24 protein-coding genes are annotated in these 26,704 nt (G+C 70.4%); 12 read left to right on the top strand and 12 right to left on the bottom strand.

What is annotated here, in order from left to right; genetic code table 11:
- Nucleotides 1–36 precede the first annotated feature (36 nt).
- The 7 genes from QSK36_RS28485 to QSK36_RS28455 all read right to left on the bottom strand — a co-directional run bounded on the left by QSK36_RS28485 (nt 37) and on the right by QSK36_RS28455 (nt 6,667).
- On the bottom strand, nt 37–993 hold the full coding sequence (locus QSK36_RS28485) for an ATP-binding protein (protein WP_285784489.1): 957 nt from the start codon (nt 991–993) through the stop codon (nt 37–39).
- 84 nt (nt 994–1,077) lie between these two features.
- On the bottom strand, nt 1,078–2,598 hold the full coding sequence (locus tag QSK36_RS28480) for a serine/threonine-protein kinase (protein WP_285784488.1): 1,521 nt from the start codon (nt 2,596–2,598) through the stop codon (nt 1,078–1,080).
- 63 nt (nt 2,599–2,661) lie between these two features.
- Nucleotides 2,662–3,054 (bottom strand): RrF2 family transcriptional regulator, encoded by a 393-nt coding sequence (locus tag QSK36_RS28475; RefSeq protein ID WP_139575537.1) that lies wholly within the window; start codon nt 3,052–3,054, stop codon nt 2,662–2,664.
- A gap of 18 nt (nt 3,055–3,072) precedes the next feature.
- Nucleotides 3,073–4,035: a sulfate/molybdate ABC transporter ATP-binding protein gene (locus QSK36_RS28470; RefSeq protein WP_183538358.1), complete on the bottom strand. Its 963-nt coding sequence runs from the start codon at nt 4,033–4,035 to the stop codon at nt 3,073–3,075.
- Nucleotides 4,025–4,822 (bottom strand): sulfate ABC transporter permease, encoded by a 798-nt coding sequence (locus tag QSK36_RS28465; RefSeq protein ID WP_183538360.1) that lies wholly within the window; start codon nt 4,820–4,822, stop codon nt 4,025–4,027. The genes QSK36_RS28470 and QSK36_RS28465 overlap by 11 nt, the downstream gene beginning before the upstream one ends.
- Complete coding sequence (gene cysT, locus QSK36_RS28460; protein WP_139575540.1) at nt 4,815–5,639, bottom strand: sulfate ABC transporter permease subunit CysT; 825 nt, start codon at nt 5,637–5,639, stop codon at nt 4,815–4,817. Before cysT ends, QSK36_RS28465 begins: the two co-directional genes overlap by 8 nt.
- Complete coding sequence (locus tag QSK36_RS28455; protein WP_183538362.1) at nt 5,636–6,667, bottom strand: sulfate ABC transporter substrate-binding protein; 1,032 nt, start codon at nt 6,665–6,667, stop codon at nt 5,636–5,638. Before QSK36_RS28455 ends, cysT begins: the two co-directional genes overlap by 4 nt.
- 227 nt (nt 6,668–6,894) lie before the next feature.
- On the opposite strand from QSK36_RS28455, the gene QSK36_RS28450 reads away from it, so the two are divergent.
- A complete protein-coding gene (locus QSK36_RS28450) occupies nt 6,895–7,899 on the top strand; it encodes a chromosomal replication initiator protein DnaA (protein ID WP_285784487.1) in 1,005 nt (334 codons plus the stop codon).
- Between the two features lie 10 nt (nt 7,900–7,909).
- Here QSK36_RS28450 and QSK36_RS28445 read toward each other — a convergent pair whose 3' ends face one another.
- On the bottom strand, nt 7,910–9,325 hold the full coding sequence (locus QSK36_RS28445; protein WP_285784486.1) for an LCP family protein: 1,416 nt from the start codon (nt 9,323–9,325) through the stop codon (nt 7,910–7,912).
- A 256-nt stretch (nt 9,326–9,581) separates the two neighbouring features.
- Between QSK36_RS28445 and QSK36_RS28440 the strand changes: the two genes are divergently transcribed.
- On the top strand, nt 9,582–10,082 hold the full coding sequence (locus tag QSK36_RS28440; RefSeq protein WP_139575543.1) for a hypothetical protein: 501 nt from the start codon (nt 9,582–9,584) through the stop codon (nt 10,080–10,082).
- A 4-nt stretch (nt 10,083–10,086) separates the two neighbouring features.
- Here the strand turns inward: QSK36_RS28440 and QSK36_RS28435 are convergent, their stop codons facing one another.
- The gene (locus QSK36_RS28435; RefSeq protein WP_182901717.1) at nt 10,087–11,100 is read right to left on the bottom strand and encodes a LacI family DNA-binding transcriptional regulator; all 1,014 of its coding nucleotides are present in this window, start codon (nt 11,098–11,100) and stop codon (nt 10,087–10,089) included.
- Between the two features lie 253 nt (nt 11,101–11,353).
- Here QSK36_RS28435 and QSK36_RS28430 point away from each other — a divergent pair, with 253 nt between their 5' ends.
- The 9 genes from QSK36_RS28430 to QSK36_RS28390 all read left to right on the top strand — a co-directional run bounded on the left by QSK36_RS28430 (nt 11,354) and on the right by QSK36_RS28390 (nt 22,440).
- Nucleotides 11,354–13,093, top strand: a complete 1,740-nt coding sequence (locus tag QSK36_RS28430) for an ABC transporter substrate-binding protein (RefSeq protein WP_285784485.1) — start codon at nt 11,354–11,356, stop codon at nt 13,091–13,093.
- A 67-nt stretch (nt 13,094–13,160) separates the two neighbouring features.
- A complete protein-coding gene (locus tag QSK36_RS28425; protein ID WP_182901715.1) occupies nt 13,161–14,153 on the top strand; it encodes an ABC transporter permease in 993 nt (330 codons plus the stop codon).
- On the top strand, nt 14,150–15,034 hold the full coding sequence (locus QSK36_RS28420) for an ABC transporter permease (protein WP_285784484.1): 885 nt from the start codon (nt 14,150–14,152) through the stop codon (nt 15,032–15,034). The genes QSK36_RS28425 and QSK36_RS28420 overlap by 4 nt, the downstream gene beginning before the upstream one ends.
- A gap of 1 nt (nt 15,035) precedes the next feature.
- Nucleotides 15,036–15,980 (top strand): ABC transporter ATP-binding protein, encoded by a 945-nt coding sequence (locus tag QSK36_RS28415; RefSeq protein ID WP_285784483.1) that lies wholly within the window; start codon nt 15,036–15,038, stop codon nt 15,978–15,980.
- A complete protein-coding gene (locus QSK36_RS28410; RefSeq protein WP_183538373.1) occupies nt 15,981–16,910 on the top strand; it encodes an ABC transporter ATP-binding protein in 930 nt (309 codons plus the stop codon). It abuts the gene before it with no gap.
- Nucleotides 16,907–19,303 carry a glycoside hydrolase family 2 protein gene (locus QSK36_RS28405; RefSeq protein ID WP_285784482.1) on the top strand — a complete coding sequence of 799 codons (2,397 nt, stop codon included), beginning with the start codon at nt 16,907–16,909 and terminating at the stop codon, nt 19,301–19,303. The genes QSK36_RS28410 and QSK36_RS28405 overlap by 4 nt, the downstream gene beginning before the upstream one ends.
- Before the next feature lie 52 nt (nt 19,304–19,355).
- Complete coding sequence (gene manA / locus QSK36_RS28400) at nt 19,356–20,462, top strand: mannose-6-phosphate isomerase, class I (RefSeq protein WP_285784481.1); 1,107 nt, start codon at nt 19,356–19,358, stop codon at nt 20,460–20,462.
- Between the two features lie 97 nt (nt 20,463–20,559).
- A complete protein-coding gene (locus QSK36_RS28395) occupies nt 20,560–21,615 on the top strand; it encodes a polysaccharide deacetylase family protein (RefSeq protein ID WP_285784480.1) in 1,056 nt (351 codons plus the stop codon).
- A gap of 39 nt (nt 21,616–21,654) precedes the next feature.
- Entirely contained in the window at nt 21,655–22,440 is a 786-nt protein-coding gene (locus QSK36_RS28390) for a CPBP family intramembrane glutamic endopeptidase (RefSeq protein WP_183538381.1), read from the top strand.
- A 589-nt stretch (nt 22,441–23,029) separates the two neighbouring features.
- On the opposite strand, the gene QSK36_RS28385 is transcribed toward QSK36_RS28390, so the two are convergent.
- Nucleotides 23,030–23,746 (bottom strand): maleylpyruvate isomerase family mycothiol-dependent enzyme, encoded by a 717-nt coding sequence (locus tag QSK36_RS28385; protein ID WP_183538383.1) that lies wholly within the window; start codon nt 23,744–23,746, stop codon nt 23,030–23,032.
- A gap of 236 nt (nt 23,747–23,982) precedes the next feature.
- Between QSK36_RS28385 and QSK36_RS28380 the strand changes: the two genes are divergently transcribed.
- Nucleotides 23,983–24,894, top strand: a complete 912-nt coding sequence (locus tag QSK36_RS28380) for a hypothetical protein (RefSeq protein WP_285784479.1) — start codon at nt 23,983–23,985, stop codon at nt 24,892–24,894.
- 4 nt (nt 24,895–24,898) lie between these two features.
- Here QSK36_RS28380 and QSK36_RS28375 read toward each other — a convergent pair whose 3' ends face one another.
- Entirely contained in the window at nt 24,899–25,681 is a 783-nt protein-coding gene (locus QSK36_RS28375; RefSeq protein WP_183538387.1) for an ABC transporter permease, read from the bottom strand.
- Nucleotides 25,678–26,574, bottom strand: a complete 897-nt coding sequence (locus QSK36_RS28370) for an ABC transporter ATP-binding protein (RefSeq protein WP_183538389.1) — start codon at nt 26,572–26,574, stop codon at nt 25,678–25,680. The genes QSK36_RS28375 and QSK36_RS28370 overlap by 4 nt, the downstream gene beginning before the upstream one ends.
- Nucleotides 26,575–26,704 lie beyond the last annotated feature (130 nt).

The raw sequence follows: 26,704 nt of genomic DNA, 5'->3' as shown, positions 1-26,704 counted from the left end.
CGCCGCGGGCCTCCATCTGGCGCGGAGGCGACACGTTCATGGGGCGGCGACGGCGGGGCCGTACACGAAGCCGGGGTCGATCTGCGCGACCAGGTCCTCTCCCGTCGCGCGGTTGGCCCACGCGTGGGCGTTCCTGATGTGGAACTCGGCCGCCTGCCTGCCGAACTTCGGCCAGTCCTTGGGCTGCGCGTCGAGCCGGTCGAGCATGGTGGCGAGGGCCAGGTGGCCGGCGGGCTCCAGATCGTCGAGCGTGAACGGCCGGCCCTGCTCCATGCCGCGGATGGCGGGGGAGTGGCCGAACCAGGTCAGCAGGTCGTCGCCGACGTGCTCACGGAGGAAGTCGACGTCCTCCGGCGCGTGGACCTTGTTGCCCACGACGGCGATCTCGACGTCGAACCCGGCGGCGTGGTCGCGGTACTGCCGGTAGACGCCCACGCCCTGACGGGTCGGCTCGGCGACCAGGAAGGTGAGGTCGAAGCGGGTGAACAACCCGGAGGCGAAGGAGTCCGCCCCCGCGGTCATGTCCACCACGACGTACTCGCCGGGGCCGTCGACCAGGTGGTTGAGATAGAGCTCCACCGCGCCCAGCTTGGAGTGGTAGCAGGCGACGCCGAGGTCGTCCTCCTCGAACGGGCCGGTGACCATGAGCGAGACACCCTCGACGGAGCACGACGGGAAGAACGGGTCGTCCAGCCGGACCAGCCGCGAGCCGCGCCCAGGCGGGGTCGTCTTGACCATGGACGCCGCGTCGCGGATCAGCGGATTGTCGCCGCGCAGGTAGTCCTTGATCTCCGCCAGCATCCCGCCCAGCGGCGGCGGGTGCTCGGCCGCGTCCACAGCCAGACCCACAGGCAGGCCCAGGGCCAGGCCGAGGTGCTGGTTGATGTCGGCGTCGATCGCGACGACCGGCCCCCTCCTCGTCGCGTACCTCGCGAACAGCGACGACAGCGTGGTCTTGCCGCTTCCGCCCTTGCCGACGAACGCCACGCGCATCCTGACCCCCGATCAGAAATGAAAACCGTTGTCACTTTCACTCGTGCGCCATCATGACACACGCGAGGTGAGCGCGGGTGGATTTCAGGCCGCGGAAGGCGTCGGAACGAGCGGCGGCGGCTGGAAGAGCGAGAGCACCCTGACGAGCGTGGGCCGCAGGGCGTCCCAGTCGGCGGCGGGGGCGGTCCAGGTGAGCACGCTCGTCGTCGTGTCCGTGGAGATCACCCGGCGGTACTGGTGATACTCCACGCCCTTGGCCAGGTGGTCCCGCGCCGACGCCTTACGCGGGGTCCAGGTGAACTCCCAGTCGGCCGAAAGGCCCTGCTCACCGGTCACGGCCCTGAGCCGCAGCTTGCGATAGGTCGTGGCGTCCGGACGGAGAATGTCCTCCGCCTCGCCGAGCGCCGCCAGGGGATCGGTTCCGCGCTGCGCGGTCACCTCGACCGTGAACGCCGCCCCGCCGTCCCGCGAGCGCCACGAGGTCGAGTACGGCCGGTCCTCGCGGGTCCAGCCGCGGGGCACACCGGCCCGCCAGCCGGCGTCGGACGTGTGCCACTTCAGCTTCAGCCGCCGCGCGGGCTGCCCGGACGCCGACGCCGAGGCCGACGCGGGGGCCGAGGCAGGGGAGGACGCGGGGGAAGACACGGACGCCGGTGGGGAGACCTCTCCGGCCCGGATTTCCCCGCCGGGCCGCAGCACCGCCCACCCTCCGACAGCCCAGCCCCCCACAACACACGCGACGAGCACGGCCGCCGCGATCCCCGTGATACGACGAGCACGGCCGGGGCGGCGGCGAACGGGCCGAGGCGGGGCGGGCGGCTCGATCTCGGCGAGCAGGCGGTCGGCGGTCTCCGCGTCGATCCGCCGCCTGGGCTCCCGGGCCAGCAGCCCGGTGAGCACCGCGCGCAGTTCCCCGGGCACCTCTTCCAGCGGCCCCTGGCGCGTGGGCGGGCTGCCGGTGACGGCCAGATGGAGGGTGGCGCCCAGCGACCACAGGTCGGCGGCGACCGTGCGCGGCCCGCCGGCGGCCCGTTCGGGGGCGAGGTACGTCTCGGTGCCACGGCCGACGGGAGGGCTGCCTGGTACAGGATCGCGGGCGAACGCCGGATCGGTGGCCGGCACCGTCACGCCGAAATCGGCGAGCAGCACCCGGCCGTCGTGCGCGAGGAGCACGTTGGCGGGCCGGACGTCGCCGTGCCGTACGCCGGCGGCGTGGGCGTGCGTGAGCGCGGACAGCACGGTGCGGGCGATCCGCGCGGCCTCGGCCGGGGGCATCGGTCCGTCGCCGGAGACCACCCCGTCGAGCGAGCGAGAGGGGACCAGTTCCGTCACGACGAACGGGGTGTCGCCCTCCTCGGCGACGTCGTAGACGGCGACGATGTGAGGGTGGCTCAGCCGCTCGGCCTGGCGGGCCTCGCGGGAGATCCGCTGGACGAGCCGCAGCCGCGCGGTCTCGCTCAGGTTCGGGGGCAGCAGAACCTCGCGGATCGCGACGGGCCGGTCGAGCAGCGTGTCGCGGCCCTCCCACACCAGCCCGGTGCGGCCGTGGCCGAGGGCGCGGACCAGCCGGTATCGCCTGACGATGAGCTGCCCAGCAGTACCCATCCCGCCTGCCTCTACGCCACGGCACGTTCCACTTGAATGTGGAGTCTTCCACAACTACCGGGATCAGAGGGGTGGAAGGGAACCGGTCGCGATGTGGGCGAGCGTGACCTCGGTGAGCGTCGCCTGCTCATGGTCGCGCAGCGCCGTCCAGACGTCGCCGAGGGGCTCTGCGACGCCGTGGAACCCCTCGCTGTCCTGCGGCGCCCCCTCCATGATGAGGACGACGTCGGCGAGCGTGATCTGCTCGGCGGGCCGTGCGAGCCAGTATCCGCCGTCAGGCCCGCGCTGGCTGTGGATGAGGCCGGCCCGCCGCATCTGCAGCAGGATGTTGTCGAGGAACCGCCGGGGGATGCGCTGGGCGGCCGCGATCCGCTCGGCCGGGACCGGCCCCGGCGCGGCCGCGGCCAGTTCGGCGGCGGCGCGCAGGGCGTACTGGGTCCGTACGGAGAGCCGCATGGTCTCACGCTGCGTCTGTCACAGCGCGAGGACCAGGGAGCGAGCGCCGGGCGCGGGCCTGAGGTGCACGGTGTCGCCCGGCCCGAGACCGAGCCGCTCGGCCTGCTCCCGCGTCACCTGGACCCACGCCTCGTGCCCGCCGATCTCCACCTCCACGCGCACCTCGAAGCCGAGCCGTACGACGCGGGAGACCACGGCGGGCGAGCCGCCCTCTACGGGATCCGGGCTGATCTCGATGTCGTGCGGGCGGACCAGGCTGCCGCCGATCTCGGTGACCGGGCCCAGGAAGCGCATCACGAACGGGTTGGCCGGGTTGTCGTACACCTCGCCGGGGCTGCCGGCCTGCACGACCTCGCCCCCGGCCAGCACCACGATCGTGTCGGCGACCTCGATGGCCTCCTCCTGGTCGTGGGTGACGAACACGGTGGTGACGTGGACCTCGTCGTGCAGCCGGCGCAGCCACGTCCGCAGCTCCTTGCGCACCTGCGCGTCGAGGGCGCCGAACGGTTCGTCCAGCAGCAGCACCTGGGGCTCCACCGCGAGGGCCCGGGCCAGGGCCATGCGCTGGCGCTGGCCGCCCGACAGCTGGGAAGGGTAGCGGTCGGCCAGTTTCTCCAGGTGGACCAGTTCCAGCAGTTCCATGACGCGTTTGCGGATCTCGTCCTTGGGCCGCTTGCGGATCTCCAACCCGAAGGCCACGTTGCGGAAGACCGTGAGGTGCTTGAAGGCGGCGTAGTGCTGGAACACGAAGCCGACGTTGCGCCGCTGCGGGGACAGCCGGGTGGCGTCGACGCCGGAGATCCGCACCGTGCCGGTGTCGGGCCGCTCCAGACCGGCGATCACCCGCAGCAGCGTCGACTTCCCCCCGCCGCTCGGGCCGAGCAGTGCGGTGAGCGACCCCGCCGCGACGTCCAGCGACACGTCGTGCAGGACGGGGGTCGTCCCGAACGACTTGTTCACGTCGCGTACCTCAATTGCCATCAGACCGATCCTTCGGGCGCAGGAGCTTGGTGAACAGCAGGGTGACCACGGCGATCAGGGCGAGGGCCGTGGCGGCGGCGAACGCGGCCGGCTGGTCGAAGTTCTGGAACCGCTCCTCCACGAACAGCGTCAGCGTCTGGGTCTGGTCCACGAGGCGGCCCGAGACCACCGCGACCGCGCCGTACTCGCCGAGCGAACGGGCCAGGCAGAGCACGACGCCGTAGCCGAGGGCCCAGCGGATGCCGGGGAGCGTGATGCGGACGAACGACTGGAGGCGGCTCGCGCCCAGCGTGTGCGCGGCCTGCTCCTGCTCGTCGCCGAGCTCCTCCAGGACCGGCACGACGGCCCGCACGACGAGCGGCAGCGACACGAACACCGTGGCCAGCACCATGCCGGGGGTGGAGAAGATCACCTGGACTCCCCAGCTCTCCAGCAGGCCGCCGAGGGGGGAGAACCGTCCGTACACGAGGATGAGCGCGAGCCCGACGACGACCGGCGAGACGGCCATCGGCAGGTCGATGAACGCCCCCAGCAGCCGTTTGCCGGGAAACTCGTGACGGACGAGCAGGAGCGCGGCGCCGACCCCGAAGACCGTGTTGGCCAGGACCGCCCAGCCGGCGACCGTCAGCGTGACCGTGAAGGCGTGCAGGGCCGACGGGGAGGTCAGGGCCTCGGCGAACGGAGCGAGCCCGTCTCCGAAGGTCCGCCATACGATCAGCGCCACGGGCAGCACCAGCAGGAACAGGACGTAGACGACGGCGACCACGCGCAGGACGTGCTTAGCCACGGCGGCTCCCCCAGCGCTGCAGGACGTCGAGCGTGATCAGCGCGACCAGGGCCACCACGAGCAGGACCGTCGAGATCGCGGCCGCGCCGGTGGTGTTGTCGCCCTCGATCTGGCTGAAGATGTTCACCGCCGCGACCTGCGTCTTGAACGGCAGGTTGCCCGAGATGAGCACGGTCGAGCCGAACTCGGCGATCGCCCGGGTGAAGGCGAGGGCGGTGCCGGACAGCATCGCGGGAATCAGGTTCGGCAGGATGACCCGGCGGAAGGTCTGGAACGGGCTCGCGCCGAGGGAGGCCGCCGCCTGCTCCATCTCCGTGTCGAGCTCCAGCAGGACCGGCTGCACCGTACGGACGACGAACGGCAGCGTGACGAACAGCAGCGCCAGCACGACTCCGGCCCTGCTGTAGGCCAGGTTGACCCCGAGCGGGGACTGCGGGCCGTACAACGCGAGCAGGACGAGACCGGCGACGATGGTCGGCAGCGCGAACGGCAGATCGATGATCGTGTCGAGCACGGCCCTGCCGGGGAAGCGGTCGCGGACCAGCACCCAGGCGATGACCGTTCCCATGACCAGGTTGACCAGGGCGACGAGCGCCGAGGCTCCGACGGTCAGGGTGAGCGCCGCCCAGGCGTCGGGGGTGGTGACCGAGCGCCAGAAGTACCCGGGCCCCTCGTCGGCCGAGCGCCAGACGACGGCGGCCAGCGGGATCAGCACGATCAGGCTCAGGTACAGCACCGCGGTGCCGAGGCCGGCGGCGGTGCCGCCGGCCAGACGTCGGACAGGGCGTACGGTGATCGCGGTCACTTCACGCGTCATTTCTCCGTCGCCACGCCGAGCTTGCGTTCGATCTCCGCGACCTTGCCGGTCTTCGAGTCGAAGAAGTCAGTCGTGATCTTGTCCCAGCCGCCGAGGTCCTGGATCGTGAACAGCTGCGGCGGGACGGGCCAGTCGAACCCGGTCACGCCGTCGGCGACCGGGCGGTAGCCGTTCTTGGCGAAGATCGTCTGGGCCTCGACCGAGTAGAGGTACTTGAGGAAGGCCGCGGCCTCCTTGGGGTGGGTGCTGTTCTTCGTCACGGCCACCGGGTTCTCGATGAGGAGCGTCGAGTCCGGGACCGTGTAGTCGATCTCCTGGTTGTTCTGCTGAGCGAAGATCGCCTCGTTCTCGTACGTGAGGATGGCGTCGCCCTTGCCGCCGGTGAAGGTCTGCAGCGACTTGCGGCCGCTGTCGTCCTGGACCGGCACGTTCTTGAGCAGCGCGTCCAGGTAGGCGAGCCCGGCGGCCTGGTCGGCGCCCTTGTTCGACTTGGCGCCGTAGCCCGCGAGCAGGTTCCAGCGGGCGCCGCCGGAGGTGAAGGGGTTCGGCGTGATGACCTCGACTCCGGGCTTGACGAGGTCGTCCCAGGTCTTGATGCCCTTCGGGTTGCCCTTGCGGGTGCCGATGACGACGACGGACTTGGTGAGGATCCCCTTGCTGGGCCCGGCGGTGGGAGCGGAGTTCCAGTCCGGCGCGACGATGCCGGCCTTCACCAGCCGGGTGATGTCGGTCTCCAGGGAGAACTCGACGATGTCCGCCTTGAGCCCGTTCGCCACGGCGCGGCTCTGGTCGCCGGACGCACCGAACGACTGGGTGAAGGTGATGTTCTTGCCCTCGGGCGTCTTCTGGAACGCCTTGATGATGTCCTCGAACGCCGCCTGGGGGGTGGAGTAGGCGACCAGCGCCAACTGGACCTTGCCTCCGCCGCCGTTGCCCCCGCCGGCGTTGTCGTCTCCCCCGCAGGCGGTGACCAGGGTGGTCGTCGCCACGACGGCGGCTGCGATGGCCCCGAGCCTGCGCACTGTCATGCCTGTCCTCTATTCCGGAGAGATTCCTACCAAGTCAGTCGGTTTAGTCGATATTAAAGACCGTTCCAGGAATCCCGTCAAGTCCGATGGGTTTGCGGGGTTTGTTGTGGCGGTGACAAACCTGCTTCCAGTGATTGTTGTGAAATTTCCAGACAGGACGTGTCGACCAGTGCTAGGAACGTTCGCTATTGGGACACGACCTAAAAGCTCACCGAGGAAGGACCTTCATGCGCGACCCGGTCACCGAGGACGCCTACGAGCAGGACGGCTCGTTAATCCGTCCGTACATCACGGGCGAAGGCCAGCATGGCGGGGAGGGAGACCGGTTCTGGTCCGAGGAGCAGGACGAACACGTTCTCGGCGGCGGGCCGGACGACCGCGGCGACGTGTTGTCGGAGGACTGGCGGCCGGACCAGCCCGCGCAGACGCCCGCCGACCACGCCGACCAGGATGACTACGCCGCTGGACGCACCGCTCGGCTCCGCTCGGAGAATCCGGTGAGCGACGAGCACCTGGTGGACGACGAGGACCTGGTGAGCGACGGCGACACCGATCCGCGCGGTTTCCTCGGCTCGGGCTGGCGCAACGCCCCCGACCCCGACGAGGACGACGACGAGCGTTCACGGCGCGGCGGGATGCTGCTGCGGACCGGTCTGATCGCCGTCGGCGTCCTGGGCGCCATCTGGGCGCTGGCGCTGTGGGTCGGGCAGCCCTCCGGAGCGGAGTGCGAGGACGGGGCGGGCTGCGCCGCCAGGGCGGGGACGGCCGCGACGGCGCCGGTCTCGCCGGCCCCCGACGGCGACGCCACGGCCGGGGAGTCCGACACGACGCCTACCGACGCGCCCACCGACGCGGTGCCCAGTGACGCCCCCACCGACGCCCCCACGGCCGAACCCACACGGACCCGGCCCGGCACGTCCGGGACCTCGGCGCCGACCGCGTCGTCCGCGCCCACACACCCGTCCCGGTCTCGCGCGCAGGACCCCGGCTCCCGGTCGGACGCCACGCCACGCCCGTCACGGTCCCGCGTGTCGGTCGACACGCAGCCGCGGTCGTCCGCCGACGAGCGGTCAGACGGGCAGACCTCGGGGACGGACACCGCGGCGTCCGAGGAGCAGGCGGCCACGGCCCCCACCTCCGGGCCGGCCACCGAGCAGCCGACCAGCGCGCCCGCCCCCACCCAGGAATCGTCGGGTCACGGCGGCGGCCTGTTCGGCTGGCTCTTCGGCTAGAACTCTTCTCCTAGGAGGCCGTGCAGCTGTCCTGGGTGGCGTCGAAGCCCTCCACGTCGTCGAGCGTCCTGGGGGGCTTCATCCCCTGCCAGTCGGCCCCGATCCCCAGCACGAGGGTCTGCGTGGTGGCCGTGCGCACCAGGCGGGGCCGCGACTTCTTGAGCTCGCGGAACAGCCGGGACGCCCGGCTCTCGCCGTTCTCCGAGTACGCGACGACGGTCTTGGCGTACGGCTTGGGCGCCTGCTCGACCTTGACGATGTGGTAGCCGCGCTGCTCCAGTTCGGCGGCCACCTGGGTGCCGAGCCCCTGCTGCCCGCTGCCGTTGCGCACCAGGATGTGGATCTGCGACTTGGGGATCTTCTGCTCGCCGCTCTTGACGTTCTTGGCGATCTGGTCGGCGGCGACCATCCTGAACAACCGCTGGGCCTGCGGCTGCACCCACTCGACCCGGCCGGGGCTGGTGATCGAGTAGCGCCAGGGGGTGGTGACGAAGCGGATCTGCCCCGCGGTCAGGCCCTGCGCGCTCGTCGCGAGGTCCTTCATCACGCCGATCGTGAGGTCGGGGTCGGTGGTGATCGACTTGGTCACCGCGTCGAGGAACCCGAACAGCGTCGCGGGGTTGGTCAGAGTCTCGCCGCTCATGGCCTTCTTGGCCATCGAGGCGAGGAACATCTGCTGGCGCTGGATCCGGCCGATGTCGGAGCCGTCGCCGAGCGAGTAGCGGGCGCGGACGTATCCGAGTGCCTGCTCGCCCTTGAGGATCTGCTTGCCGGCGGGCAGGTCGAGCAGCGCCTTCTTGTCGTGGACGGCCTGCGGCAGGCAGACCTGCACGCCGCCCAGCGCGTTCACCATCGCCTTGAAGCCGGTGAAGTCGACCTTCACGAAGTGGTCGATGTGGATGTCGGTGAGGCCCTCGATCGTCTTCCAGGTGCAGCCGATGCCGCCGGAGTTGAACGACTCGTTGATCATTCCGACGTGCGGCCGCTGGCCCGGCAGGTTGCCCTTGGCCGAGCAGGCGGGGAGGCGGACGAGCGAGTCGCGCGGGAAGCTGATGAGCACCGCGCCGTCCCGGTTCGGGGAGATGTGCGCCACGATGATCGTGTCGGTGCGCTCGCCGGGGAACTTCCCGTATCTGGCGTTGGCGCCGTTGCGCTGGTCCGAGCCCACGATCAGCACGTTGAGCGCCTTGCTGATCTTCTGCGGGCGTGCCTCGCCGCCGAGATCCTTCTGGGTCACCGCCTCGTGCTTGACGTTGCCGCTCAGCTTGACGTAGCCGCCGACGGCGAACGTGGCGGCACCGGCGAGCACGCCCAGCGCGCCCGATAACGTCACCCACAGCCATGGCCGCCATTTGGGCGGCGTCCGGGGCGGCGGCGCCGGGAGGTCCTCCGCCGGGGGCGCGGGACGGACGTCGACGTGACCCACTGTCGTGCTCCTGAGGGTCGGACCAGGCGTTTCTCACCAGGTCGAAAGCCAGTAGCGGCAAACGGGGCCAAGTGTAGCGATCTCCCCTGAACGTCACCTTTCAAACGCGGTAACCACCGCGCCAGAGGCGCGAGTAAGTGTCGTTCCCAACGCCCGGTAAGCGTCGTTCCCAACGCCCGGTAAGTCCTGTGCAAGCGTCGATCAAGCCCGTCCGCCTATCCCTGTGACGTACAAGGAATCCGAAGGGTTGAGAGCAATGTCGCGTAACGTCTTCGTCGCCGGCGCCGGCGCCGGCATCGTCCTGTTGTTCGCCGGGATCTACGGGATGGGCTCGATCTCCACGATGTCGTGGGGGTTGCCCGCCTTCATCGTCGGGATGTTCCTGCTGGTCGGCGACGTCGTCATCCTGGCCGGCAGGCTGGTCGGCGGCGGTGGCCCTTCCGGCGGCGTCTTCGGCCAGATGAAGAGCTTCCTGGGCACCGGCAACCAGGACCTCGTCGGCACCGGCATGCCGGCCACCGCCCTGGTCGCGAGCATGCGGGACACGGGCACGATGGTGAACGACCAGCTCGTCGTCGCCTTCGACCTGCGGGTGCAGCCCGCCTCCGGTGCGCCGTACGTGGTCGCGCACCGGCAGATCCTCCCCCGGCTGCTGATGGGCGCCGTCCTGCCGGGCCGGACGGTCCAGGTGTGGACCGACCCCGCGGACCCGCAGCGCCTGGTGATCGACTGGTCCGCGCTCCCCACGCAGGTCTGAGCGGCTACGCGGGCGGCGCCGTGCTGCCGCGGGTGGTCAGGCGCGGGGCCTCGTCCTCCAGCGGCCTGGTCTCCACGCCGTCGATCAGCGCGAGCAGCCGCTGCGCCGCGTGCGCGCCGTACGCCGGGATGTCGCGGGTGAGCACGGTCAGCGGCGGGCGGACGACCTGGCAGAGCGGGGAGTCGTCCCAGGCGACGACGGACAGGTCGGCCGGCACGTCGAGCCGCATCTCCTGGGCGACCGACAGGCCGGCCACGGCCATGATGTCGTTGTCGAAGACGATCGCCGTGGGCCGCTCGGGTGAGCTGAGCAGCCGCCGCGTGGCCCGCGCGCCCTCCTCGCCCGTGTAGTCGGTGTGCACGATCGGGCAGGCGTCCAGCCCGAGGCCCGCGCAGACGTCGCCGAACGCCCGGTCGCGGATCGACGTGTGCGACAGCCGGGGCAGCCCGGCGACGCGGGCGATCCGCCGGTGCCCCAGCGCGACGAGATACTCCACCGTCTCGCGTACCGCCGCGCTGTCGTCGGCCCAGACCGGCACGAGCGATCCGGCGGCCGAGGGATGCCCGAGGACGACGACGGGCATGCCCATCTCCTCCACCTGCGGCACGCGGGGGTCGTCGAGGTGGAGGTCGACGAGGATCGCGCCGTCCACCCGGCCCTCCCCCCACCAGCGGCGGTAGACGCCCATTTCGGCCTCGTGGTCGCCGACCACCTGGAGCAGCAGCGCGTAGGAGCGGGCGGAAAGCTCCGCCTCGATGCCGCTGATCAGCTCCATGAAGAACGGCTCGACGCCGAGGAACCGGGCGGGCCGGCACAGCGCGAGGCCCACGGCGTGCGCGCGGGCGCCGTTGAGCGCCCTGGCCGCGATGTTCGGGCGCCAGCCGATCTCGTTCGCGATGGCCAGGATGCGGGCCCTGGTGGCTTCGGACACCCCCGGCTGGCCGTTCAGGGCGTACGAGACCGCGCCCTTGGAGACCCCCGCCTGGCGTGCGATGTCCGCGATGGTCGGTCTTCTCACGTGTCCCCTCGACTGAACCGGTCCAGTGACCCTCACCTTACTACCGTTACTTTGCCTACATCTTCCCCTATTGACACCGGCGACATCCGGATTTTACGGTCTCGGTACTTATCCGGTTCAGCACCTACGGCGCGGCGAGGCGAGCGGTGCGGACCGCTGATCATCGGGGCCTGGCAGGGAGTGCGGACCCCGCGCGGTGTCGCGTGGGGGAAGGAGAGTCACCATGCGAAACCGAACGCGGTTTCTTATACCGGTGCTGGCAGTCGGCCTGTTAAGCGCGGCCTGCTCGGGAGGCGGGGGTTCGTCCACGCCGACCGGCCCGGCGGGAGGCGGTGCGGGAGGCGGCGCGGCCGCCCCTGCGGGTGGCAGCGGGGCGTTCCCCCGCAACGAGACCCTCTACACCAGTGGCACCCAGTGGGGACCGCCCGCGAACTGGAACCCGCTGCGCGAGTGGGACTTCGCCACCGGGACCAAGGGCCTGGTCTACGAGACGCTGTTCATGTACGACCCGAACACCGACAAGTTCACGCCGTGGCTGGCCGAGAGCGGCGACTGGACCGGTGAGCTGGAGTACACGCTCAAGCTGCGCAAGGGCATCACCTGGGCGGACGGCAAGCCGTTCACGGCCGACGATGTGATCTTCACCTTCGAGCTCGGCAAGATGGAGACCGTCCCCTACCACCCGCTGTGGGACTGGATGAAGAGCGCCGAGAAGGTCGACGACTACACGGTCAAGTTCACCTTCACCACGGCCAACTACCAGGAGTGGGCCAACCACCTCTACAGCCGGGCCATCGTCCCCAAGCACCTGTGGGAGGGGCGGTCCGAGGACGAGGTGATGAACGGGGTCAACGAGAAGCCCGTCGGCACCGGCCCGTACGCCTACCAGTCGCACGACCAGGACCGCATGGTCTGGGTCAAGCGCGACGGCTGGTGGGCGACCAAGGCGCTGAACAAGGACGTCAAGCCCAAGTACATCGTCGACATCGTCAACTCCAGCAACGAGGTCGCGATGGGCCTGCTGCTGCAGAAGGGCCTCGACCTCAGCGTGAACTTCCTGCCGGGCATCGCCAACCTGGTCAAGGGCAGCTTCGGCATCGAGACCTACTACGACCAGCCGCCGTACATGCTGTCGGCCAACACCACCTGGATGTGGTTCAACACGGCCAAGAAGCCGATGGACGACAAGGAGTTCCGCAAGGCGGTCGCCTACTCCATCGACACCAAGAAGATCGTCGAGGGCGTCTACGGCAACCTGGTCAAGGCGTCCGACCCGTCCGGCCTGCTGCCGCAGTGGGACAAGTACGTCGACAAGAACGTCACCTCCACGCTCGGCTTCTCCTACAACCCCGACAAGGCCAAGCAGCTGCTCGCCGACGCCGGCTACAAGGACCGCAACGGCGACGGGCTGGTGGAGTCGCCGAGCGGCGGCAAGATCTCGCTGAAGCTGATCGTGCCCGCCGGGTGGACCGACTGGATGGAGGCGGCCCGGGTCATCAGCTCCAGCGCCAAGGCCGCCGGCATCGACATCGAGGCCGACTTCCCCGACTACAACGCGCTCGTCGACGTGCGTAACCAGGGCAAGTACGACATCGTCCTCAACAACGACAAGCAGCTCGCGAACACCCCCTGGCTGTACTACGACTACCTGTTCCGCCTGCCGGTGCAGAAGCTGCAGACCACGACGAACTACGGTCGGTACGAGAACAAGCGGGCGTGGGAGCTCACGCAGCAGCTCGACCAGGTCAAGCCCGAGGACGTCGAGGGCATGAAGAAGATCACCTCGCAGCTGCAGAAGATCCAGCTCGAGGACATGCCGGTCGTCCCGCTCTGGTACAACGGCCTGTGGTCCCAGACCACCAACTCGGTCTGGAAGAACTGGCCCAGCAGCGCGCCGAACACGCCGAAGTACCCGCCGACCGTGTGGCGCAACTGGCTGGAGATGGGCGGCACGCTCATGCTCACCGAACTCCAGCCGGCCTCCGGAGGCTGATCTTCTCGCGCCCCCCTTCCATCCTGCGTACGGGAGGGGGGCGCCGTTCCGCGACCGGGAGGTCGAATTGCGCCGCTATTTCGGCAGAAAGCTCCTCATCTACGGCCTGACGTTCTTCGTGGCCGTGACCATCAACTGGATGATTCCGCGGTTCATGCCGGGCGACCCCGTGCAGAGCATGCTGTCGCGGGCCAACGTCGCACAGCCGGCGGCCGTCGAGGCCATGCGAGCGCACTACACCGCGATGTTCGGCTTCGACCTGCCGCTGTGGCAGCAGTACCTCAACTTCTGGGGCTCGCTGCTGAAGGGCGACCTCGGCATCAGCATCTGGCTGTTCCCGACGCCGGTGTCGGACGTGATCATCCGGGCGGTCCCGTACACGCTGGGCCTGCTGATCCCGTCCATCCTGCTGAGCTGGTTCGCGGGCAACCGGTTCGGCGCCTTCGCCGCGCGGCGCAAGTGGCTCGACAACAGCGTGCTCCCCGTCGGCTACGTGCTGACCGCCACGCCGTACATGTGGCTGGCGATCCTGCTGGCCTGGGCGCTCGGCATCGTCGCGGGCGTGTTCCCGGTCGCCGGGGCCTACGGCTTCGACATGCAGCCGTCCCTGTCGTGGGATTTCCTCGGCAGCCTCGCCCAGCACTGGTTCCTCCCGTTCGCCTCGCTGTTCCTGGTCGCGTTCGGCGGCTGGGCCATCGGCATGCGCAACATGATCATCTATGAGCTGGAGGCGGACTACGTCAACTACCTGCGGGCGCTCGGCGCGCCCATGCGGCTGGTGCGGCGCTACGCCTTCAGGAACGCGATCCTGCCCCAGGTGACCGGCCTGGCCCTGCAACTCGGCGTGCTCGTGGCCGGCGCGCTGGTCACAGAAATCGTCTTCAGTTATCCCGGGCTGGGGCACCTGATCCTCCAGGCCATCCAGAACCAGGACTTCTTCCTGCTGCAGGGCACCTTCCTGTTCATCGTCATCGGCGTGCTGATCGCCAATTTCATCATCGACATCGCGTACGTCCTGGTGGACCCGCGCACCAGGACCGGGATGGGAGGAGCGGCATGACCGAGGTAATGCCACAGTCGCAGCCACAGCCGCCCACCGCACGCCGTGAAGCCCTGCACTTCGCGCTGCGCAACCGCAAGCTGGTCGTCGGCACGGTCATCGTCGCCGTTTTCCTCGTGGCCGGTCTGGCCGGGCCGCTGCTGTTCGACCACGGGCCGAACGACTACGTCGGGCCGCCCATGGCGGCGCCGTCAGGGAAGTTCTGGTTCGGCACCACGACGTTCGGCCAGGACGTCTTCGCCCAGTTCGTGTACGGCCTGCGCTCGACGTTCCTCGTGGGTGTGCTCGGCGGCGTGCTGGCGGCGGTCGTCGGCATGGTCGTGGGGTTCGTCGCGGGCTACCGCGGCGGGTGGGTCGACGAACTGCTCAACATGCTCACCAACATCGTGCTCGTGCTGCCCGCGCTGGTGGTGCTGCTGATCATCAACGCCTACCTGGGCGTGCGCAGCATCGGCGTGCAGGCGCTGTTCATCGGGCTGACCTCGTGGCCGTGGGCGGCGCGGGCGATCAGGGCGCAGACGTTCTCGCTGCGCTCGCGCGAGTTCGTCGACCTCGCCCGGCTGAGCGGCGTGCGCACCCCGAAGATCATCCTTCGGGAGATCGCGCCGAACATGAGCTCGTACCTGTTCCTGACGTTCATCCTGCTGTTCGGCAGCGCGATCCTGATCGCCGCCTCGCTCGACTTCATCGGCCTCGGACCCACCGAGGGGGTCTCCCTCGGCCTGATGCTCAACAACGCCGCGCGGTGGAGCGCGCTCCAGCTCGGCCTGTGGTGGTGGTTCATCCCTCCGGGCGCCGGCATCACGGCGATCGTCGGCGCGCTCTACGTCATGAACGTCGGGCTGGACGAGGTGTTCAACCCGAAGCTGAGGGAGATGTGACGTGGCGCTGAATGTCACCGACCTCCGGGTCTACTACCGGACGCTGCGCGGCGAGGTGAAGGCGCTCGACGGCGTCACGTTCTCCGTCGCGGACGGCGAGATCATGGGCCTGGCCGGGGAGTCCGGCTCGGGCAAGTCCACGCTCGCCAAGAGCCTGATCCGCCTGGACGGCCGCATGCGGCACGTCGGCGGCACAGTGGAGCTGGACGGCAAGACGATGCCCCTGTCGGACGACACCGGGATGGACCGGTTCCGCTTCCGCGAGGTGTCGCTCATCCCGCAGTACTCGATGAGCGCGCTCAACCCGACCAGGAAGATCGGCAAGATGGTCGGCGAGCTGCTGGACTCGCGCGGCGAGCGGCCGGAGAGGGCCGAGCTGGAGCGGCGGCTCGAGCTGGTCGGCCTGTCGAAGGACGTGCTCGACCGCTACCCGATCGAGCTGTCCGGCGGCATGAAGCAGCGGGTGGTCATGGTCATCTCCACGCTGCTGAACCCCTCGCTGCTGATCGCCGACGAGGTCACCTCCGCGCTCGACGTGTCCAGCCAGAAGGCCGTGGCCACGACGCTGCTCGGGTTCCGCGACCGCGGCCTGGTCACGAGCATGATGGTGGTCACCCACGACATCTCGCTCGTCTACCAGATCGCCGACACGATCATGGTGATGTACGCCGGGCGGCTGGCCGAGAAGGCCCCGGCCGACGTGCTCGTCACCGCCCCGAGGCATCCGTACACCAAGCAGCTCATCTCCGCGCTGCCCGAGGTGGGGGTGCGCTACGAGGACCGCCGGCTGGCGGGGATTCCCGGCAATCCGCCGTCCCTGCTCAAGCCGCCCGGGGGATGCCGGTTCAGGGACCGCTGCCCGCTCGCGTTCGACCAGTGCGCCGAGCAGCCGCCGTTCGCCGAGGTGGCCCCCGGACACTTCGTCGCCTGCTGGAAGGCCGAATAGATGCTCAAGCTGGACGGTGTGTCCAAGATCTACCGCGTCGGCGCGTTCGGCGGGCGGGAGCTGAAGGCCGTCTCCGACGTCAGCTTCGAGGTCGGCGAGGGGGAGGTGGTCTCGCTCATCGGCGAGAGCGGCAGCGGCAAGAGCACGCTCGGCCGGATGATCCTGCGTCTCGCCTCGATCAGCGGCGGCACGATCACCCTGGACGGCAGGGACATCACCTCGCTCAAGGACCGCAAGGAGTACTACCGGCAGGTGCAGGGCGTCTTCCAGGACCCCTTCAGCTGCTACAACCCCGTCTTCCGGGCCGACCGCGTCTTCGCGATGATCAAGGAGCAGTACTTCCCCCAGGCCGGCGCGGACGAGTGGCGCAAGCGCGTGGAGGGCGCGCTGGAGAGCGTGCGGCTCGACCCCGGCAACGTGCTCGGCAAGTATCCCCACCAGCTCAGCGGCGGCCAGCTCCAGCGCATGCTGATCGCCAGGGCCGTGCTCCTCGACATCCGGCTGCTGGTCGCCGACGAGATCATCAGCATGCTCGACGCGTCCACCCGCATCGACGTGCTCAACCTGCTCGCCGACCTGCGGGCGCGCGGCCTCGGCATCCTGTTCGTCACGCACGACCTGTCGCTCGGCAACTACGTCAGCGACCGGACCGTGGTGCTGCGGCACGGGAAGATCGTGGAGATGGGCCGGACGGACCTCGTCTTCGGCGACCCGGCGCATCCCTACACGCGCTCGCTGCTGGCCTCGGTCCCCCGGCTGCACGCCAAGTGGACGGACGCCGTGGCCGAGGACATGGCCGAGGACGTGCCGTGCGCGTACCACGAGGCGCCGCAGGAGAGCCGGACCCGTCCCGGGCTGGCCGAGGTGGAAGGCGACCACTTCGTGGCCTGCTCCGGCTGCGGGGCAGCGAAGATTAAGGAGAAAGCGTGAGCTCTCACCGTCCCCTGCACGACGGGTGGACCATCACCGCCGTGTCGTCGACCGGGCAGCTCCGGCCGGTGGTCGCGGGCCTGCCCGCGGCCGTTCCCGGTTGCGTCCACACCGACCTCCTCGCCGCCGGGCTGATCGAGGACCCGTACCTGGACGACAACGAGGACCGGCTGACCTGGATCGGGCGTACGGCGTGGTCGTACGAGACCACCTTCACGTGGGAGTTCGCGCAGGACGGCACCGACGACGACCGGGCAGACCTGGTCTGCGAGGGACTCGACACGGCCGCCACGCTCGTGCTCAACGGCATCGAGATCGGCACGACGGCCGACATGCATCGGTCGTACCGGTTTTCGGTGCGGCACCTGCTGCGCGCGGGTGAGAACACGCTGAGGATCCTTTTCGACCCGCCGTACGGGTACGCGGAGGCGCAGAAGGCGGCCCTCGGCGACCGCCCCGGCGCGTACACCGAGCCGTACCAGTTCATCAGGAAGATGGCCTGCAACTTCGGCTGGGACTGGGGACCGACGGTGGTCACCGCCGGGATCTGGCGGCCCATCGGCATCGAGACCTGGAGCACCGCCCGGATCGCCGAGGTGCGGCCCTTCGCCTCGGCGGACGGCACCGTCGAGGTGCACGTGGCGGTCGAGCGCGCCACCGAGCGGCCGCTCACCCTCTCGGCGTCGGTCGCGGGCGTGACCGAAAGCGTGACGGTCGCAGCAGGGCAGCGGCGGGCGGTCGTCACGCTGACGGTGCCGGACCCGGAGCTGTGGTGGCCGCGCGGGTACGGCGAGCAGCCGCTGTACGACCTGGTCGTACGCCTGGAGGACCAGGAGTGGACGGGCCGGATCGGATTCCGGTCCGTCGAGCTCGACCGGACCGACGACGCGTTCACCTTTGTGATCAACGGGAAGCCGGTCTTCGTCAAGGGCTTCAACTGGATCCCCGACGACTGCTTCCCCAGCCGGATCACCCGGGAGCGGCTGGCCGAGCGGTTCGCCCAGGCGGCCGCCGCGGGCGCCAACTGCCTGCGGGTGTGGGGCGGCGGGATGTACGAGAGCGAGGACTTCTACGACCTCGCCGACGAGATGGGCCTGCTCGTCTGGCAGGACTTCCCGTTCGCCTGCGCGGCCTACCCCGAGGAGGGCCGCTTCACGGCGGAGGTCGAGGCCGAGGCCCGCGAGCACGTCGCCCGCCTGGCCCGCCACGCCAGCCTCGTGCTGTGGTGCGGCAACAACGAGAACATCGAGGGCCACGCCGACTGGGGCTGGCAGGACTCGCTGGAGGGCCGCAGCTGGGGCGGCGGCTTCTACTACGACCTGCTGCCCCGGGTCGTCGCCGAACTCGACCCGACCCGGCCGTACTGGCCGGGCAGCCCCTACTCCGGGGCCCCCGACCTGCCGCCGAACGACCCGTCCAAGGGCACGGTCCACATCTGGACGGTCTGGAACCACCAGGACTACACCCACTACGCGACCTACACGCCGAGGTTCGTGGCCGAGTTCGGCTTCCAGGGCCCGCCGACGTACGCGACGCTGCGCGCCGCGGTCTCCGACGACCCGCTGACACCGGTCTCCCCCGGGGTGACCCACCACCAGAAGGCAATCGACGGCAACCTCAAGCTGCTGCGCGGCCTCGGAGAGCACCTGCCCCAGCCGGACGGGTTCGACGACTGGCACTACTACACCCAGCTCAACCAGGCCAGGGCGATGGCGTTCGGCATCGAGCGGTTCCGGGCGCTCGCGCCTTACTGCATGGGCACCATCGTGTGGCAGCTCAACGACTGCTGGCCGGTCACCTCGTGGGCCGCGGTGGACGGCGGCGGGCGGCGCAAGCCGCTGTGGTACGCGCTGCGCCGGGCGTACGCCGACCGGTTGCTGACCTTCCAGGGCGACGCGCTGGCGGTCGTCAACGACACCGACGAGCCGTGGTCGGGTGAGCTCGCCGTCGACCGGCTCAGCCTGGCGGGGGAGATCCTGGCCAAGGAGCGCTTCGACGTGTCGGTGCCGGCGCGCGGCACGGCGTCCGTGGAGCTGCCCGAGGGGGTGGCGCGACCCGGGAACCCGGCGGGCGAGGTGCTGGTGGCCACCCTCGGCGACGTACGCGCGCTGCGGTTCCCCGGCGAGGACCCGGCCATGGACTACCCGCCGGCGGAGATGGACACGGTGGTCGAGGAGATCGAGGGCGGGCTGCGGGTGCGGGTGACCGCGCGGACGATCGTGCGCGAGCTGGCGCTCTTCCCCGACCGGCTCGACCCCCGCGCGACCGTGGACGACCAGCTCGTCACGCTGCTGCCGGGGGAGACCGCGGTCTTCCACGTAACGGGCGGTGATGTGGACCCCGGCGCGCTCGTCCGTCACCCCGTGCTCCGGTGCGTCAACGAATCCCGTTAGTCTCGGATCGCCCCCGCGCCGACGCGCCGTGCCCGCCAAGCAGAGGACTCACGTGGATCTGCTCACCAACGTCATCAAGGACTACCCCTGGGGCTCCCGGACGGCCATCGCCGAGCTGACCGGGCGGCCCGCCTCGGGGCCGGAGGCCGAGTTGTGGCTGGGTGCCCACCCGGCCGCGTCCTCCCGGCTGACCAGGGACGGTGCCGAGACCGCGCTGGCCGACGCGGTCGCGGCCGACCCGGTGGGGACCCTAGGGGAGGCGGTCGCCGGGCGGTTCGGGGAGCGGCTGCCGTACCTGATGAAGCTGATCGCGGTGGACGCGCCGCTGTCGCTGCAGGTCCACCCCGACGCCGAGCAGGCCGCCGACGGCCACGCCCGGGGGGACGCGAACTACACCGACCCCTGGCACAAGCCGGAGCTGGTCTGCGCGCTCACGCCGTTCACCGGGCTGGCCGGGTTCCGGCCGCCCGAGCAGTCGGCGATGCTGGTCGAGCGGCTGCACGTCGACGCGCTGCGGCCGGTGGTCGCGGCGCTGCGCGGCGGCGACGTGCTCGGCGCGCTGCGGGTGCTGCTGGAGTGGCCGGGCTCCCGGCGTGAGCTGGTCGAGGCGGTGGTGTGGGCGGCCTCCGCCGTCCACATGCCCGACTACGCGCTGGTGGTGCGGCTGGCCCGGCGTTATCCGGAGGACCCGGCCGTGCTGGCGCCGCTGCTGATGCGCCGTCACACGCTGGCCCCCGGCGAGGCGCTGTTCCTCGGGGCCGGGGTGTTGCACTGCTACCTCGACGGCTTCGCCGTGGAGATCATGGCCTGCTCCGACAACGTGCTGCGGGCGGGCCTGACCGGCAAGCACATCGACGTGGAGGAGCTGCTGCGGATCACCGACGCCGCGGCGCAGCCCGTGGTGGTGGAGCCGGTCGGCGGTGCGTACGTGCCCCCGGTCCCGGAGTTCCTGCTCCGCAGGATCGCATCCGGCGCGAACGAGACGCTTCCGGGGGGCCTGCCGAGGATCGTGCTGTGCACCGAAGGCGTCGTGAACGTGGGTACGGCCGGCTCGGAGGTCAAGCTGCGGCCCGGCGAGTCGGTGTTCGCCGCCGCGTCGGAGGGCTCCGTCGAGATCGGCGGGGACGGCGTCGCCTTCTGCGCCGAGCCCCATCTGTGACTCACTTAGCGTGATGTTTGTCCTACGCCGCGTGATGTGACCTCGTCACGCGGGTAGGAGCCCCTCATCGTCAAGCGCGGCCCGATGAGGGGGATCCATGGGGCGCTTCAGGGTTGCCGGCATCGCCGCGGCGTCGTTGGGGGTGGTCACGCTCTCCGCCTGCGCCGCCGGCGGAGGCAAGCACATCACGCACGCGAGCCCGGCCGGTCACCAGCAGAAGAACGCGGCGGCCGGGGCGGCGCTGCGCAAGTCCGAGACGGCCGCCGCCGCCCAGGTGAAGGCCAACGAGCTGGGACAGGTCCCGGTGATCATGTATCACCGGATCGTCAAGAACCCGCCGCCGGGCGACGACCGCAGCCCGAAGGACTTCCGCGACGAGCTGGAACGGCTCGCGGCGGAGGACTACGTGCCGGTCACCGCGGCCGAGTACGTCACCGGAAAGATCGACATTCCGGCGGGCAAGCACCCGGTGGTGCTGACCTTCGACGACTCCTCGCCCTCCCAGCTCACGCTCGACGGCATGGGCAATCCGGCGCCGGACTGCGCGATCGGCATCCTGATGGACGTCGCGAAGAAGCACCCGGGCTTCCGGCCGGTGGCGACCATGTACGTGATCAAGGACCTGTTCGGCAAGTCCCGGCAGGAGGAGCAGATCCAGGTCCTGCAGTGGCTCAAGGACCACAACTTCGACGTCGGCAACCACACCCGCGATCACCTCAACCTGCTCGGCAAGCCGAAGGACCAGGTGGAGAACCAGATCGCGGCCGGGCAGACGCTGATCACCTCGCTGATCAAGACGCCGCCGGTCACGCTCGCCCTGCCGTACGGCAACCAGCCGCACGAGAAGAAGTGGGCGCTGCAGGGGGCGTCCGGCGGCACCCGCTACGACTACAAGGGCGTGTTCCTCGCGGGCTACACCCCGGCGCCGTCGCCGTACACCAAGGACTTCGACCCCGTCGGCATCCCGCGGATCAGGTCGAAGGAGAAGGTCGGCGACTGCAAGAAGTTCTGCTCGATGGCGTGGCTCGACTGGCTCAAGGCGAACCCCACCGACCGCTACACCTCGGACGGCAACCCCAGCACGGTCGCCTTTCCGAAGTTCAAGGCGGCCTTCGTCGCACCGTCGTTCACGTCCCGTGCGCTGCCGTACTGACGGGACGGATGACCGTGCGGGGGCGGCTACCCTGCCAGCATGGACGACGCCACCGCCGACGCGACCGCCCTGCGCGGACTTACGCCGCGGCTGATCGGCCCGGAGATCATCGCGGTCTTCGCGGTCTCGCTCGGCGCCAGCGCCCTGCTGTCGCTCATCCGCCTCATCGGCGCACTGACCGCGCCGAAGGACCTGGGCGACCAGCACGCGGTGCTCGTCGGCTCGCTGGCCCCCGGCCGCCCGTGGCTGGATCTCTCGCTGCACCTCGCGGGGATCGCGGTGAACGTGGCGCCGGTGGGGCTCGTCGCCTACCTGCTGGCGCGATCGGGCGAGTCCATGCGCACGATCGGGGCCGACTGGCGCGAGCCGGGCCGCGACACGCTGCGCGGCGCCGTGCTGGCTGCGGTGATCGGCGGCACCGGGCTGCTGTTCTACCTGTTCGCCTTCCGGTCCGGGTTCAACCTGAACGTCGTGCCCGACAGCCTGCCGGACATGTGGTGGCGGATCCCGGTCCTGGTCGCCGAGGCCGCCCAGAACGGCGTGCTGGAGGAGGTGCTGGTCGCCGGTTATCTGCTGCATCGATTGGGGCAGCGCGGCTGGTCGCCGTGGCGCGCGCTGGGGGCGTCGGCCGTCCTGCGCGGCTCCTACCACCTCTACCAGGGCTTCGGCGGTTTCGTCGGCAACATCGCCATGGGCGTGGTCTTCGGCCGGCTCTACCAGCGCTGGGGGCGGACCATGCCGCTGATCATCGCGCACACGCTGATCGACGTGGTCGCCTTCGTCGGGTACGGCGTGCTGCGCGGTCGCGTTTCCTGGCTGCCCTGATCTCCTGTCTAATCGGGCGGAATGCGTTCTCTCCGGCGCGCCTGATTGATTTGGGCCCGATCCCGGTGCATCGTTGACGGGCCGCCGCACGTCTGGATCCCCCCGGGCAAAACCGGCCTGTCCTGGCCGTATTTATATTCGGGGAATTCGCATGAGGCGTTTATCGATACGCATTCCATATCCGGCGCGCCGGCGCGCCGCCGTCGACCGAAGGCCCGGAGGTCCCACCCGGCCGCCCGGCCGCGAACGTCCGGCCAGTCTGCCGTACCGGTGCCCAGTGGGAGGCACGGTGGGGGGCCCAGTGGGAGGCACGGTGGGGGGCGGAGCCGCACGCCGGGGCTCCGCCGCGCCCGTCGCCGCGAGTGCCCTCACTCCGAGGGCCGTGACCGTGCGTGCGGCCCTGCCCGTACGGCCCGCTCCCGGGAACGCCGGGTCGTGGGCGGCGGTCCCGCCGAGGCGGGAGACGAGCGTCTTATTACCACCGGTGCCGAGGGCGCGGTCCGATCCGTTATGTCCAGCACGCCGGGTGCCCGCAGGGGCACCCGGCGTGTCTCGTCTTGTCGCCGGAGCCGTGTTTCCGGTGCGCGGCTCAGGCGAGGCAGCGCAGCGCGCCCCGGACGCGGGCGTCGAGAGGATGCCCGGCGGGCAGCCGGCCGACCGTCGCCTCGACGAACTCCTCGGGGGAGAGGTCGGCGGTCAGGCCGTCGTCCACCTGCACCTGCAACCGGCCGCAGGCGTGTTCGATCCGCGCCTTGGACCCCTGCTCCTCCAGCACGAACATGCCGACCCGGACCCGCCAGCCGAGGCGGTCGCCGGCCTCGTCGGGCGTCACCGGAGCCCCGACGTCGTCGGCGTGCGTGGCGTACTCCGAGTCGTAGTGGAAGGTCTGGAGACCGGCCGGGTAGGGGCCGGCCGACGTGTGGAGCGTGCCGTCGCGGCCGAGGGCGCGCATCCGCCTTCGCGTCTCCCCGTTCCTGGTCCGCCACTCGTCGAGCACCTGCTCCACCGGCAGGCCGTGACGCTTGCGCACGCACCACTCGTTGAAACCGTCGAAGCCGCCGCGCACGCCCTCGTGTTCGAGTAGCTCGTAGAACCCGTCGATGTCGTCGTCCAGGCACGCGTGGTTGTACAACTCCTCACCGACCAGGTGTGCGAGCACGTCGCGCACCGTCCAGCCGTCGCACCGGGAGGGGCGGTTCCAGCCGTCCTCGTCGAGGGAGGAGAAGAAGCGGTCCAGCCGCGCCGCCTCGGTGTCGAAGATGTCGAAGGGGTCGAGCCCCGCCAGTTCGTCCCGTGCAGAGGTCATGCCTGAGCCGTACCCTGACCCGCCCCACCCTCACTTCGCGACGGTACGGCGGGCGGCATCGGGCGGTGTCAGGACATTTCTCTCATAAGACGGACATTTAAACCTGCGGCGCCCTCAACAATGCGCAGGGGAAGGGAAAGACCGGGTCTTAGCTCGTTTGTCCGGTGATCTGCGCGGAAACCCCGAGATCGGTAAGCACGGTGGTTCTTCTGCGGTTGTTCTAGGGGGAAAACGAAATGGCAAACAGCACGAGCGTCGCCGGGATCCTCGCGATCGGCGCCGTCCTCGCCGGTGGCGCCGTGATCGCGAGTGTTCCTCTCGTCGCGGCTCCGGCGGGGGCCGCCACGATGTCCGCGCAGCACGGCCTCGTCCGGTTCGGCCATCCGCACTCCCGGGGCCAGCGCAACAGCCAGAAGAACGGGCACCGGCACAATCAGCGGCTGCGGGAGCAGCAGCGCCAGCATCAGTTCCTGATGCGTGACCTCACGCTGGTCCTCACGCCGTTCCAGAAGGAGACGACGGATGCGGCCGCGCTGCCCTACAACTGGCAGAACGACAGCGTCTCCGCCCTGCAGTACGCCAACCAGGACCAGTTGGCCGCGTTGCTGGACACGCCCGAGACGGTCGAGATCAACCGCGACGGCCAGGAGGAGAACGGCAAGACGACGGTCTCCCCGCAGGTGGAAAAGCGCGACGTGGACCTTTCCGCCAACGTGAAGAAGGACGGCAAGCAGGACGCACCGGCGCCCCGGCCGCACGTCGATCCCGGCAAGCGGCCCGCCGACGTCACGTCCACGCCCGCCGTGTCGAAGCCCGACCCGGCACCGCTCGTGCAGCCCGTCGTGAAGCCGGTGGTGAAGCCGGTGGTGAAGCCGGTGGTGAAGCCGGTCGTCAAGCCCGCCCCGGCTCCGGCGCCCGTTCCCGTCGTGAAGCCGGTCGTCAAGCCCGTCGTGAAGCCGGTCGTGAAGCCGGTGCCCGCGCCCGCGACGTGCGCTCCCGCCTGTTCGCCCGGTCTCACCCTGCCCCTGACCCTCTCGCTCACGGCCAAGGTGTCCCTCGCGGCGGACGCGGGTGCGAGCACGGCCGCGAAGCCGGCCACCGCGGCCACCGCGACCACCGGGGCCTGCGCGCCGCTGAGCGCGAGCTGAGCCGTCAGGCGTCCCTGCGGGCCAGCAGGACGGCGGCCACCGTGTACGGCACCGCCACCCAGGCGACCGTCACCGCGAGCGCGGCGAGCGGCGACAGGAGCGCGCCGCCGAGCGACTGGGGGTTGCCGGTGCCGGCCAGCTGGCCCGCCAGGGCGCCCGGCAGGATCGAGCCGATGCGCTCGTTCCACGGCGCCGGGACGTTGTTGACGATGATCGGGAGCACGTACCAGACCGCCACGAGCGCGGCGACGGCGGCGACGGCCGACCGAGTGATCGCAGCCAGGCACAGGCCGAGCAGCGCGAACATCGCGATGGACAGGCTCAACGCGAGGAAGAGCGGCATCTGCTCGCTCAGCGCCTCGGCCGACTGCCCCCGGATGGGCCGATCGCCGATGATGAGCCGCCCGGCGGCGTACGTCGCGAGCACAGCCGCGAGCCCCGTGCAGAAGGCGACGACCGCGACGACGCCCGCCTTGGCGGCGAGCACCCGCCCGCGTGACGGCAGCACGGTGAACGTGGTGCGGATCATGCCGGTGCCGTACTCACCCGAGAAGGCGAGGACGCCCAGCACGGCCAGGCACAGCGAGGCGAGCCAGTTGGCGAGCTCGGGCAGCGACGACACCTCCAGGCGATCGCGCTGGCCGGGCGGCAGGCCCTCCCACAGGTGGACGGCATACCACGCCAGCAGGGCCATGAGAGCGACGACGACGCCGACCACGCCGAGGACGACGAAGGTGGACCGGAGGGTGCGGAGCTTGAGCCATTCGGCGGCGAGGGCGTCGATCACCGGCCGGCACCCCCACCCGTGAGCTCAGCCGTGAGCCGCATGTAGGTCTCCTCCAGCGAGGCGCCGCGCGGGGTGACCTCGTGGAGGGGGATCGCGTGCCGGGCGGCGAGGTCGCCGATCTCCTTCGGATCGAGGCCGCGCACCGACAGGCCCCCGCCGTCCTCGGCGGTGACCGTCCCGCCCGCGGCCGACAGCGCGGCGGCGAGGTCACCGGCGCGGCTGCTGCGGACGAGGACGTCCCTCACGGCGGTCAGCTCCCGCATCGGGGTGTCCGCGATGAGCCGCCCGCGGCCGATGATGACGAGGTGGTCCGCGGTGAGCTCCATCTCGCTCATCAGGTGGCTCGACAGCAGCACCGTGCGTCCCTCGGCGGCGAGGCCGCGCAGCAGTTCGCGGATCCAGCGCACGCCGTCCGGATCGAGGCCGTTGACCGGCTCGTCGAGCAGCAGCACCGCGGGGTCGCCGAGGAGCGCGGCGGCGATCCCGAGGCGCTGGCGCATGCCGAGGGAGAAGCCGCCGATCCGCTTGCGGGCAACGCCGGCCAGGCCCACCTGCTCGATGACGGACACGATCCGGTCGCGGCCGATGCGGTTGGCTCGGGCGATCCAGCTCAGGTGGCCGAGGGGCGTACGGCCGCCCTGAACGGCGCCGGCGTCAAGGAGCGCGCCCACCTCCCGCATGGGGTGGCGGATGCGGTCGTAGCGGCGGCCATTCACCAGCGCTTCGCCGCTCGCCGGGTGGTCCAGGCCGAGGATCACCCGCATGGTCGTGGTCTTGCCCGCGCCGTTCGGCCCGAGAAACCCGGTCACGCGGCCTGGTTTCACGTGGAACGTCAGCCCGTCCACGGCGACCGTGCGCCCGAAGCGCTTGGTCAGCTCTCTGACTTCGATCATGTCCTGACGGTCTCGCGGGGCGCCCGTCCCTCGCGTCGGAGCGAAGTGTGATCCGCCGGACGCGCCTCAGACCGTGGCATGACAGACCAGGGCAGGAGGCGGGCGTGTGCGCGGATGGCTAGCGTGGGCG

It is taken from the genome of Microbispora sp. NBRC 16548, assembly GCF_030268985.1.
GTDB classification, from domain to species: domain Bacteria; phylum Actinomycetota; class Actinomycetes; order Streptosporangiales; family Streptosporangiaceae; genus Microbispora; species Microbispora catharanthi.
This window is presented reverse-complemented; position numbering and strand designations above follow the sequence as displayed.